This is a genomic window from Clostridia bacterium, assembly GCA_026414765.1.
Classification (GTDB): Bacteria; Bacillota; Clostridia; order Acetivibrionales; family DSM-27016; genus SKW86.
Genome location: JAOAIJ010000022.1, coordinates 1 through 12,651 on the forward strand (window position 1 = coordinate 1; position 12,651 = coordinate 12,651).

At 34.9% G+C, this 12,651-nt stretch carries 12 protein-coding genes and 1 tRNA gene; 1 reads left to right on the forward strand and 12 read right to left on the reverse strand.

Annotation, left to right across the window (positions count from 1 at the left end; genetic code table 11):
- Positions 1-60: 60 nt before the first annotated feature.
- The 6 genes from N3I35_08975 to N3I35_09000 form a co-directional block, all read right to left on the reverse strand.
- Positions 61-136: transfer RNA gene (locus tag N3I35_08975), tRNA-Asn, on the reverse strand.
- A 275-nt stretch (positions 137-411) separates the two neighbouring features.
- On the reverse strand, positions 412-627 hold the full coding sequence (locus N3I35_08980) for a rubrerythrin (protein ID MCX8130217.1): 216 nt from the start codon (positions 625-627) through the stop codon (positions 412-414).
- A 561-nt stretch (positions 628-1,188) separates the two neighbouring features.
- Complete coding sequence (gene rpoD, locus N3I35_08985) at positions 1,189-2,268, reverse strand: RNA polymerase sigma factor RpoD (protein MCX8130218.1); 1,080 nt, start codon at positions 2,266-2,268, stop codon at positions 1,189-1,191.
- A gap of 76 nt (positions 2,269-2,344) precedes the next feature.
- On the reverse strand, positions 2,345-4,135 hold the full coding sequence (dnaG, locus tag N3I35_08990; protein MCX8130219.1) for a DNA primase: 1,791 nt from the start codon (positions 4,133-4,135) through the stop codon (positions 2,345-2,347).
- 655 nt (positions 4,136-4,790) lie between these two features.
- Entirely contained in the window at positions 4,791-5,102 is a 312-nt protein-coding gene (locus N3I35_08995; GenBank protein ID MCX8130220.1) for a DUF6514 family protein, read from the reverse strand.
- A gap of 219 nt (positions 5,103-5,321) precedes the next feature.
- Positions 5,322-6,359: an HD-GYP domain-containing protein gene (locus tag N3I35_09000; GenBank protein ID MCX8130221.1), complete on the reverse strand. Its 1,038-nt coding sequence runs from the start codon at positions 6,357-6,359 to the stop codon at positions 5,322-5,324.
- Between the two features lie 390 nt (positions 6,360-6,749).
- Between N3I35_09000 and N3I35_09005 the strand changes: the two genes are divergently transcribed.
- The gene (locus N3I35_09005) at positions 6,750-7,010 is read left to right on the forward strand and encodes a hypothetical protein (protein ID MCX8130222.1); all 261 of its coding nucleotides are present in this window, start codon (positions 6,750-6,752) and stop codon (positions 7,008-7,010) included.
- Positions 7,011-7,045: 35 nt separating this feature from the next.
- Here N3I35_09005 and N3I35_09010 read toward each other — a convergent pair whose 3' ends face one another.
- The 6 genes from N3I35_09010 to N3I35_09035 all read right to left on the reverse strand — a co-directional run bounded on the left by N3I35_09010 (position 7,046) and on the right by N3I35_09035 (position 12,585).
- Entirely contained in the window at positions 7,046-7,444 is a 399-nt protein-coding gene (locus N3I35_09010) for an aspartate 1-decarboxylase (protein MCX8130223.1), read from the reverse strand.
- Between the two features lie 2 nt (positions 7,445-7,446).
- Positions 7,447-8,292 (reverse strand): pantoate--beta-alanine ligase, encoded by an 846-nt coding sequence (gene panC, locus N3I35_09015; GenBank protein ID MCX8130224.1) that lies wholly within the window; start codon positions 8,290-8,292, stop codon positions 7,447-7,449.
- Positions 8,293-8,309: 17 nt separating this feature from the next.
- Complete coding sequence (gene panB / locus N3I35_09020; GenBank protein MCX8130225.1) at positions 8,310-9,149, reverse strand: 3-methyl-2-oxobutanoate hydroxymethyltransferase; 840 nt, start codon at positions 9,147-9,149, stop codon at positions 8,310-8,312.
- Positions 9,150-9,631: 482 nt separating this feature from the next.
- A complete protein-coding gene (secF, locus tag N3I35_09025; GenBank protein MCX8130226.1) occupies positions 9,632-10,579 on the reverse strand; it encodes a protein translocase subunit SecF in 948 nt (315 codons plus the stop codon).
- Positions 10,576-11,877 (reverse strand): protein translocase subunit SecD, encoded by a 1,302-nt coding sequence (gene secD / locus N3I35_09030; GenBank protein MCX8130227.1) that lies wholly within the window; start codon positions 11,875-11,877, stop codon positions 10,576-10,578. Before secD ends, secF begins: the two co-directional genes overlap by 4 nt.
- Positions 11,878-11,973: 96 nt before the next feature.
- Positions 11,974-12,585, reverse strand: coding sequence for an HD domain-containing protein (locus N3I35_09035; GenBank protein MCX8130228.1), 612 nt, complete (start codon positions 12,583-12,585; stop codon positions 11,974-11,976).
- Positions 12,586-12,651 lie beyond the last annotated feature (66 nt).

The window sequence follows — 12,651 nt, forward strand, 5'->3', positions numbered from 1 at the left end:
GAACCCCGGACCAACCGGTTATGAGCCGGTTGCTCTAACCAACTGAGCTAAAGGCCCAAATGGCTCCTCAAGTAGGACTCGAACCTACGACCCTGCGGTTAACAGCCGCATGCTCTACCGACTGAGCTATTGAGGAATATAACTTCCAGGTTTTAAATCACAGGCTATTAATTATGTGATCCTGATCTACACTGTATGTAAGCATAGACTATAAGACCGCCGCTTACTGCCTTTCGCCTGTTGACTTAGCCTAGACACATATAATATTATACTGATGAGACAGTACTTGGTCAATATCAGAATTTGTCTATTAGACTATTTTCATCAAATTATCTTCATATTACTAATATTTACGTTTATAATATCCGTATATCTCGGTTTTTCTCAGTGTCGAATTACATAATGAAGGATTTACTGAACCCTTTTATCTCTATATACAAGCAGTAATTCTCTGAATTTTGTTGCATGCTTTCCTTCATCTTCTGCAAACTTTTTGAATATTTCTTTTATCTCAGTATCTTCAATTCTTTTTGAATACATTTCAAAATCTCTAACAAGCTCCATTGAATTTTCCCACGCTCTAAGAAGTCTATCATAAGTAGTATATTCAACTTCATTTCTATTCATTTCATCATGTTCCATAGTTAACACTCCTTTTTCCGGCAAGTAATTGATACACAGTTTTCATGGCTATAAAGTACTTCTTTTTATCAGTTTGTTCATATCTTTATAAGCTTTTTTATCAAGATATGAAGTTATTTTTTCTTCTCACGGACTTTTTATCCGTGTCATAATTTAGCTATACATAAAAAATCACTTTTTTTAGTATTTAACAACTTTTGTCGAATAATTTTTATGCGCAGTATATTGATTTTATTCGACATTTTATGTATTATAAATATGAGTATATTAGTATTACCTGTATATATACATGTAATATGTAATCTAGTTTTAGATTAGAGTACTCCCCTAAGTCCCGTTACATTCCGCTAACAAATGTACGGGAATTTTTTTGTTCAAAAAAGTGCAATATATCTGGCGCACGTTTTGCTTTTGTCTTTTTCTGCTAGGGTTATCTTTTATTTATGCTGAAAAAATATACTATGAAGCGTTTCAACGAATAGAAATATGGCGAAATAGTTGAACTCTTAGTTCAGACAATAAAAAAAACTCGATATTATTCGAGTTTTAATCTAAGTAATCCTTTAGTTTTTTACTTCTGCTTGGATGTCTTAGTTTTCTTAATGCTTTTGCTTCTATCTGACGAATTCTTTCCCTAGTTACATTAAATTCCTTACCAACTTCCTCTAAGGTTCTCGCTCTTCCATCATCCAATCCGAACCTTAATCTCAATACCTTTTCCTCTCTGGCTGTAAGCGTATCCAAAACATCAATAAGCTGTTCCTTCAGCAGTGTGAATGCAGCCGCTTCAGCAGGTGCAGGCGCATCATCATCCGGTATGAAGTCTCCAAGATGACTATCTTCCTCCTCACCTATCGGAGTTTCTAAAGAGACAGGCTCTTGCGAAATTTTCATGATTTCACGTACTCTGTCCACAGACATATTCATTTCTTTTGCTATTTCTTCCGGTTGCGGTTCTCTTCCCAATTCCTGTAGTAACTGTCTTGATACCCTTATTAACTTATTTATTGTTTCAACCATATGGACAGGTATTCTTATTGTCCTTGCCTGATCAGCGATAGCTCTGGTTATAGCTTGTCTTATCCACCAAGTAGCATAAGTACTAAACTTGTACCCTTTTCTGTAATCGAATTTTTCTACAGCCTTGATAAGACCTAAATTACCTTCCTGAATCAAATCAAGGAACAGCATACCTCTACCCACATATCTCTTTGCTATACTCACAACAAGTCTAAGATTTGCTTCAGCTAATCTTCTTTTAGCTTCAGCATCTCCTTTTTCCATTCTTTGAGCCAGATCTATTTCTTCATCTGCAGATAAAAGGGGTACTTTCCCTATTTCTTTAAGATACATCCTAACAGGATCATCTATGCTTATGCCTTCAGGGATAGTAATATTAAGGTCTTCCTCAGTAAGCTGAATATCTTCCATTTCGGCCTCAATATCACCTACTACGTCAATACCCATATTTTCAACAGTTTCATATATTTTTTCTATCTGATCCGGTTCCAGTTCTATATCTTCAAAGGCATCCATTATTTCCTTATATGTCAGCATGCCCTTTGACTTTCCTTTTTCAACCAGTTCTTTCAATATTGCTTTTCTGTTTTCATTAATTGGCTTCATCTGTTCCCCCTCCTTTCTCGTAGTACTTTAGTAGCTGATTTATTGATGTATTTTTTTGCAATGACAGGATTGGTATTCATATCATTTTCCGCTTCATAAGAAGCGAATTTAACTCCGCTTTTAATTTCTCAACATCTCCTTTTTCTAGTCTCTCTTCATTCTTCAGGGCTTCAAGTATTTCCTTCTGTCTTTTTTCTATTTTTAACAGTTTAAAGCTTCTTATTTTTTCTGCTATAGCTTTTCGAGTATCATCAATACTGTTTACTTCATTTATTACTTTAGCATATTCATTTGAGTCAATATTTACTTGTGCATTAAGTAGCTCTGCTGCAACTATTGTTTTATTATTCCCCAATCTTTCAAACACAATTTCTGCTAAACTTTTGTTATTTCCTTGACTAAAATCATTAATGGAAATCGAATCTTTAACTAAGCTGTAAATACTGTTATCAATACATAAAAGTGCTAAAATCATTTTTTCATCTTTGTCAATTTTATTATCAACGCCTATTTCACTGCCTTTGTCCTTATTAACCTTAAAGTTACTTTGAATTGCAGCAGTTTGCCTGAAGCTTGTCTTGGGTTTTACTCTTTTATATATCTCAGCCCTTAGCGACTCTTCGGAAACGTTATAATCCTTAGAAATCTTTTTTAAATACATTTCTCTTTCAACCAGGTTATCAACCTTTGATAAAAGTTCTGCTACCTTATTTAAAAATGTAATTGTCCCTTCAATACTTTCAGTATTTATTTGATTTTTCAAAATCCTAATTTTATATTCTACAAGTGACAATGCTTTGTCTATCAGCTTCTTGAATTCTTCCGGACCATTTTTGCTGATAAATTCATCAGGATCCTTACCCTGAGGAATTATCAGCACTTTTACATTGCAGCCGATATCACTCAACAATTCCAATCCCCTGAGTGTAGCAGCCTGTCCTGCCGTATCTGCATCATATGAAATAATTACTTCTTCTGCATACTTTTTAAGTATTCTTCCCTGACTTTCTGTAAGAGCAGTACCCAGAGAAGCTACAGAATTTATTATTCCACTCTGATGAAGTGATATAACATCCATATAGCCTTCTACAATAACTAATCTTTTTTCACCTGAATTTTTTGCAATATTTAATGCATACAGGTTTCTACCTTTATTATATACAAGCGTTTCAGGGGAATTCATATACTTTGGCAGTGATGAATCCAACACCCTACCGCCGAAACCTATTACATTGCCCCTAATATCAAATATGGGGAAAATTACTCTCCCCCTGAATCTATCACAATAGCCACCGTTTTTATTTGATAGTATTAAACCACTTTGCTTAATTTGGGAAATATCAAATCCTTTTTCTACCAAATACTTATATAGTGAATCCCAATCTTCCAGAGAATACCCTAATCCAAACCTTCTTATAGTGTGTTCACTTATTTTTCTTCTTTTTAGATACTGACGCGCATTTTCTCCGGCAGAGTTATTTAGATTATTGAAAAAAAAACGTGCAGCTTCAGTATTTATTTTCAAAATCTCCTGCTTTATTCTGGCTCTCTCTATTTCTTCACTGCTTTCACCTTCAGGAAGTTGTATATGCGCCCTGTCGGCTAGATGCTTAACCGCCTCTATAAAATCCAAATTTTCTGCATTCATTACAAAATTTATTACATTTCCACCTTTTCCACACCCAAAACAGTAAAATATCTGTTTTGTGGAAACAACACTGAATGAAGGAGTCTTTTCCTTATGAAAAGGGCACAGCCCAAAAAAGTCTTTGCCTTTCCTCTCCAACCGGACGTACTCCGATACAACATCAACTATATCATTATTTAACCTGACTTCTTCAATAATTTCTTCGGGATAATTATACATTTCATATCCTTAGATACATATTTCCTTTATTGTATATTTTTATGCTTTCGTAATTTCATTTAATATTTGTTCGACATATTTGTTAATAATCCTTCTTTTTTATTAAATAAAATTAAAATTTTAAAGCACTCAAAACAAAATCTCATCTCGTTCCTTATGAGATGAGAACAAAACCTGATTCACATTTGGAGCAAAACATAAACTGAACGAAATTTATATTCTACATAAAATATTATTTTCCCTTCTTAAAATAAAAATTATTTTATTTTTGAATAGCTATTTTGATTCATGCAAAATTAAGATATTCAAAATCAGCTTACATCCTTAAAACCTATACCTGTATATAAAATCCAGTAATAGTCTTGCATGTTTTTTACAGTTTTATACGTAAACAGGAAATATAACTGACTTCGAATTGATTGAATATACCTGAGTTTGGTAAACAATAGAAGTAGTGAACTCAATATTTTAGTTTTAAGATACTTTTTTATTTCAGACCGGTACTTACAAAAGAATTTATTATTTTGCTGCCCATGGAATTTCGGATTATACCTAAAAGTCTATTGTGGCATAGATTACAGGAACTATACGTACCCGCTTTTTGGACAATAAAAAACCCGGGGTGATCAAAATTTTGACCCTACCGGGATTTATGCTAAGTTCCTATCATATCATCAAGAATAAAAGGTAATCCTATCGGAGTAACGAAATTCTTAACCATTTTTTCAAAAAGGTCTTTAGTCTTTTCGATATTGCAGGATAGATTTTTTACTGCCTTCACTTCATCCTTCATTCCATCAACTTTTTTAATTATTTCTATTCCATATACTTTTTTTCCGGATAGCTCGTCCATATCATCAAGTTTACTTTCTATCAAATAATATTCTAATTTCATAGGAGATTTGAAACCGATTATGTGTTCATCCGGTATTAACTCAATTCTTTTTTCTATCAGTCTATTTACCATCTGAATTCCCCCCTAACTTTTTTCAACTCAATTATATAATATTGCTTTTAAGCTGGCTATTAAAAAGTTTCGCGGGAAATAGCTTATGTTTTCCGTATTTCGACAAATCTCTATAAATATTTTGATTATATATGTTTTTTGATATATCCATTTGTCGATTTTTGTACTAAAACAAAAAAACATTTTACAAGTAATTAACTTAAAATAATATATAATAATTCATTTTAATTCGAGAATTTTGATTCTGCTGTCAACACTTAAGTCTATATATTTGCTTCCGCATTTTACTAATGGCTTCGATATGTATCTAGGATTTATGTATATGATTTCTCCTGTCTCTCCGGTATTTAAAACCACAAAATCACCTATATAGTAAGCTGCTATGTTATTCAGGAAAACACTTATTACACGCATATCCAATATTCCAAAAGTGTTTTTTTCCATAAGCTCAAGAACCTCAAAAGGTGATTCCTTCCCCCTATACGCTCTGTTTGAAGTCATAGCATCATATATGTCGGCTACTGCTATTATTTTAGCAAATTCATGTATTTGTGATCCTTTTACTCCCATGGGGTAACCCGTGCCATCTTCTCTCTCATGATGCATCAAAACTCCCAAACATATATCTTTACTAAATTTATTAGTACTTTCTAATAACCGGTATCCAAGGGTGGTGTGCTTCTTCATTTCAGCAAATTCTTCAGTTGTCAGCGGACCTGGTTTGTTTATTATTTCCGGAGATATTTTACTTTTACCCAGGTCATGTAAAAGTCCTGCTTGAATAAGCAGCTTTATCTTATCTATGTCAAGCTTAAGCCATTTTCCTATCAGCATGCATAATAAAGAAACATTTACACTGTGCGTATATGTATATTCATCCACACCCCTTATCTCATTTATGCAACCCACTATGTCCCTGTTTTCATTTATTCTTATTATAGTTGATTCTGATACATTGTTTACCGCCTCTATATTAATGTTTTTCCCTATAGAAATATCGTGCAATATTGATTTTGCTATGTCTATATTCTCATTGTACTGTGCTTTGAAAAGCTCTGCATCGCCAGTCAATAGAATATCAGCAGATTGTTCATATATTTTAACTTTCAAAAAACCCAGATTATCGAGTTTTTTTATCAGGTGTGCATCAAGTATAGTATTTTCAGCAACAATCACAGCTCCATACTCATTAAATATGGTCTCAGCCATTTTCATACCCGGATAGCAGTCTATTACACTCACAAATACTTTTCTCATTTCTTCACCCTTGGCTTTTTAAAATGATTAAATCGAATAAATATTGGTTTATCATTTTTTTGAGGCATTTTGTAGATTTGTTTAAAAAAATTATAGCACATATGTTTAAAAACAAAAATAAAAATATACTATAATTTTTATTATTTCTATTATTTACCTATTATTTCCTTTACGTGATTAACAATACTGGTTTAGCATCTTATTAACATGGCATATTCGCAGAAGATTTTAAAAATGTTAGACCAACCCGGGAAAAAGTGAATCAATTTCAATACTAGGCGAGTTCGTATGGTAAACTTTTTACATTGATGGTATATCAACATTATGTTAACATATAGTAGTTATTCCAACAGCATAACTATATTATTATCCGAAAGGGGGCTTAGATGTATGAACAAAGGTATTCAAAAAATATTTACTGAGTTTTACAGGCTTAATTCTTTCACAAAAACAGTAATCAAGCGCGGTACACAGCTTTGTTTGTTATTGCTGACACTTGGAACGGTAATGATTTTTCTAAACAGGGTACATTTTAGTTATGACTCATATTATGAGTTTATAGCTACATCCGTAATAAAAAACAGTTTTATTATTCTTGCTGAAGTGATAGTAGGTGGACTTCTGATAGACTATGTATTCAATAAAAAATAAAGCCGGCCTTTACATAGAGGCTGGCTTATTTTTCATTAGTTATGATCATAATTGATTATCTGTCCATGCTCTTCAGCATTTTTTATATCAACAATTGTGTTTTTATCGTTTACGAAAATTATCCTGGGTACAAATTCACTAGCTTCTTTTCTATCAAACAATCCATAAGATATGATTATGATAACATCCCCCGGGTGTACCAACCTGGCAGCGGCACCATTCAGACAAATCATTCCGCTACCGCGTTCTCCAGGTATTACGTATGTTTCAAACCTGTTTCCATTATTGTTGTTAACTATCTGCACTTTTTCATTTTTCATAATATCTGCAGCATCCATTAGATTTTCATCTATAGTTATGCTGCCAACATAATTAAGATTTGCTTCAGTGACTCTTGCACGATGTATCTTTGACTTCATCAGGTTTATGAACATTCCTATACCTCCACAATTACATTATCGATCAGCCTTGTATTGCCAAACTTCACTGCTAGTGCTATCAGTGTCTTTTTCTTAATTGTATTTACCTCTTCAAGACTTTCAGCATCAACTACGCTTATATAATCTACATTTGCAATCTTTTCAGACATTATTCTGCTCTTTAAGTACTCTATAACCTTTTCTCCGCTTCTTTCCCCATCCTTAATGATTCCTTCGACCTCAACCAATGACCGTGATAATACTAAAGCAGCTTTACGCTCTTCTTTTCCCAGATATACATTCCTGGAACTCATAGCCAGTCCATCCTGTTCCCTTATAATCGGGCAGATAACTATTTTCAAATTCATGTTTAAATCTTTAACCATTTTCTTAACGACAATTACCTGTTGGGCATCCTTCTGTCCAAAGTATGCGTTATCCGGTTCTACTATATTAAAAAGCTTTGCAACAACTGTAGTAACGCCCTTGAAATGCCCGGGCCTGGATTTGCCACATAACTTTTCGGTAATCCCCTCAACTGTTACATAGCTCTTATAATCCTCAGGATACATCTCCTTGTCTGAAGGAGCAAATATCACATCTACACCGGCTTCTTCCGCTATTTTAGAATCCCTGTCCATATCCCTCGGGTATTTGCTGAAATCCTCATTTACTCCAAATTGAGTAGGATTAACATAAATACTTAAGACAGTAAAGTCATTGTCATGCTTTGATGCTTTAATCAAAGATGTATGCCCTTCATGCAGGTATCCCATGGTTGGAACAAGTCCAATAGATTTACCCTCCTTTTTCCGGGTTCTGACTATAGCCTTCAAGTCGTTTATTGTTTCAATAATCCTCATATATATACTCTCCTAAATCAGCATTCTTTTTCCAAACGTTTTATAACTTCATCATCTACAATAAAAGAGTTCTTTTCTGTTGGGAAAACACCACTCTCAACTTCATTTATATAGGACTTAACTGCCTCTATCAGAGCTGCACCCATATCTGCATATTTCTTTGTATGCTTTGGAGTAAAATCCCTGAACATACCCAAGATATCCGGTGTAACAAGAACCTGCCCATCACATCCGGCTCCCGAGCCAATACTGATTGTCGGTATTTCAAGCCTATTGCTGATGAATTCTGCTACTCTGTATGGTACACATTCCAGTACAATAGCAAAAACTCCGGCTGATTGAAGCTCAAGTGCATCCCTATAAATCTTCTGTGCAGTTTCATATGTTTTTCCCTGTGCCTTGTGTCCGCCGAAAATATTCACCGATTGCGGCGTATAACCTAAATGTCCCATAACCGGTATACCTGCACTTATTATACTTTTTATATCTTCAATTACCTCTATTCCACCCTCAAGCTTTACAGCTCTGCATCCGCCTTCACTCATAAGCCTTCCTGCATTTTTTACACTTTCATACTTTCCAGTATGATAGGATAAAAACGGCATATCTCCTACAACCATTGCCCTGGTTGCTCCTCTGGTTACTGCTTTTATGTGGTGCAGCATGTCATCCATTGTAACTCTTACTGTATCCTCATAGCCTAATACAACCATTCCAAGAGAATCTCCAACCAGTATTGTGTCTATTCCCGATTCATCCAGAATTTTAGCGGTAGGATAATCATATGCAGTAAGCATCGTTATCTTCTTTCCGTTCTTTTTAGATTTATTGAAGTCAGCTACTGTAAACTTATTCATCTTCCTGCCTCCGTTTCATGTATTATTTCACTTACAAAGCCTGTTCCCTTCGAAAATAAAAATAGACCAACCCATTACAGGATTGGCCTATTATGTATAAGAAACATGAGAAATACTGCGCAACTTTATCATTTCAAATAAATAATATGTTTATTATTAGGCTTCCTGTCCCTGTCCATTTTAAGTAATCAGATTTTCCCGATCGACTTTTTTTCGGATCAAAGCAGATGCTATAGATTAAACTAAAACTTAAAATACATTACGTATGGTTCTTTGGCTATGGAAATTTCCAGTCCGTTTTGATACCACCGTTTAGATAATATTACCACAATACTTTTTTTTATTCAAGACTTTATCCCCATTTAGTATATTACATTAAAATTACAGATTGTATTAATATAAACTTACAAAGTCAGTCTTTCGGGGATAATTACATTAACTGTAGACATACAAAAAGGGCGGATTCTAGTCCGCCCTTTTCATTAAGCAGCTTTTCCAGCCGCCCTTTTCTTAACTTTAGCCTCTTGCCACATAGCCCATAAAGGACTTGCTATAAATATTGTCGAATAAGTACCGCTTAAGAGACCGACAATTAATGGAAAACTGAATTCCTTAACTGACTGGATGTTGTTAATGGATGCAAATATATACAGTGTAACAACTGATATCATTACTGTTACTGTAGTATTAATTGATCTTGCCATAGTCTGGGTCACACTGGTATTAACCAACTGTGAATATGGCAATTTTCTCAGCATCTTTGTGTTCTCTCTTATCCTATCGTATATTACTATAGTGTCATTTATTGAAAATCCTAGTATCGTCAATACCGCAGCGAGGAAAGATTCATTCAGAGGTAGTTTGAATATCGTATAAACCGCGAACATAACCAATCCGTCATGCAATAAAGCCAGGTTGGCAAACACCGCTGCCGACAATCCTGATATAACACTGAATCTCCACCATACATATATTACTATCAGAATTGATGCTATTACTGCAGCTAGTACACCTTTTCTCAGCATTTCCTCTCCAATAAACGGAGCTACGCTCTGTATCTGCATTTGCGCATCCTGCTTTACCTTATAATCCTTCTTAAGAATATCAACAACCTGGTTCATCTGTTCCCCGGTCAATGTATCCTCTTTTGAAAGCCTTAATTGTAACATATTTATCTTCTTCTTAGCATCGTCAGGGTTATATGTCTGCATTTTTTGTGCAGTGAATTTTTTACCTATTGCTTTCCCTAAAGTTGTCTCAATATCTGCAGTTTCATATTTTTCATCGCTCATTTCTATTTGCAATAAGGTTCCGCCCTGGAACTGTATATCAAGCTGTAATCCATTAATCAGAATACCGGCCAAACCAGAAAGCATCAACAATATTGAAAAGACAAAGAAGTATTTCCTCTTACTGTAAAAATCTATCATTTCTGCACCTCCTTCACACCATATAGCCAACGGTGCTTAGTAATATCGAAGTTAGCTGCTGTCTTCAGCATGATTCTTGAAGCAGTTATGGCTGTCACGAAGCTTAATAAAACTCCGAGGAACAGAGTTACAGCAAAACCTTTTATCGGTCCGGTGCCAAGCCAGTATAAAACTGCTGCTGAAATCATAGTTGTTACATTTGAATCAAGAATAGCAGAAAAAGCTCTTTTGAATCCCACATCTATGGATGCTCTTAATGTTTTACCGTTCCTTAACTCTTCTCTTATTCTTTCAAAGATAATAACATTTGCATCTACGCCCATACCTATCGAGAGTATGATACCAGCGATACCGGGCAGTGTTATAGAATAATCCAGTAGGGAGAGAACCAGAAGCTGGAATATCACAAGACCAAAAAGTGCAATATTTGCAAATAATCCAGGTAATCTGTAATATATCAACATAAAGAATGCAATCAATATAAATGCAAAAATACCAGCTGTCACAGTTACCTTAAGAGCACCTTCTCCAAGCGTAGGTGTTATTGAGTTCAAATCTTTGGCTATCAACCTGAACGGAAGTGAACCTGCTCTTATTGTTGCGGCTAACTCCCCTGCTTCCTTAGCATCGCGCTGCCCGTTGATTATCGCTTTACCATCGGTAATATGAGCACTGACCTGCGGAGCAACTATAAGCGTATCATCCATGAATATACCTATACGTTGATTTAAGAGTCTGCCCGTAGCTTCTGCAAATCTAGTCCTGCCTTCACCGTTCAAATCAAGTGTTACTACTACCTGTCCTGTCTGAGGGTCTGTACCGACACCGGCATCATTTACATGCTTACCTTCAATAACAATCTTTTTTGTCGGTTTATAGTTTCCCTTTTCATCTACTAAACTTTCGTCAACCTCTTGAAAAGTCAACAGAGCAGTTTTTCCTATCTGATCCACAGCTTTTTGTGGATTAAAATCCTTTTCTCCTGGTTTATATGGAATTTCAACTATTATTCTTCCATTTTCATTTTCTGTTGTTATGTTTCTATCATAAATACCTTGTGCATCAAGTCTTTTTTCAATAACTGTCCTTGCTGACGCAAGTTCCTTTTCAGTAGGTTTCACACCTTCCTTAAGATCAGGATATAATGTAGTGGAGATACCACCTCTTATATCGGTACCAAACCTTAAGTTATTTACATCTTCAATTCCTAAAGCAGGCACACCAAAGCCTACTGCATAGGTTAAGAGTCCGATTATTAGAATAACCAGAAAGAATTTAACCCCGTTGCTGCCTCTCATTTGTAAAATTCCCCCTTTTTTTTCTTGTCCGCATGACGATATTATATAACTATAGATAGGACGAGTCAATACTAATCAGATGTTATATTAAGCCTTTTATAGCAAACGGTTGCCATTAATGACTAATTGAAAATTCAGATTTAAAAATGCTGCCGCTCTTCTACTCATTGTCATTCTTGTAAGAAATATTTCAAAATAGTCCATTACAGGACAAATCTTCGTATCAATCTCCAACTCCAGAATGGCCGTATCGTTAGCCTTATCGACATATATACGCGAGCTCTCAACAGCATAGTTGACTCTGTCATGTATATCGAAAGTCGAAATATCATTGTTTCTGACCCTGCTTCTGTGTACATCAGACTTGTCTGCAAGCACCAGTGCAGCTGAAATATTGCTTACAGCCATTCCGGTATTTTCATCATGGTTTCCTATTGCAAGCATGATTTCTGCTGCTTCCTTGTACTCCATACCCATTTTGATCAGGATGTTATAAGCCATTATAGCACCTGAATGAGCATGGTCAGTCCTGTTGATAGCATTGCCTATGTCATGCAGATATCCTGCTATTCTGGCAAGTTCTGTTTCTCTTTCATCGAATCCCAGATCTCTCATTATATTTCCTGCATTCTTTGATACAAGACCTACATGGCGGAAGGAGTGCTCTGTATATCCCTTAATTTCAAGCTGTTTTTCAGCTATTTCCATAAATGCTTTGACTTCATCGTTTTCACTTACTTCTTTTAAACTAATCAAATCTGCAATTCTTCCTCT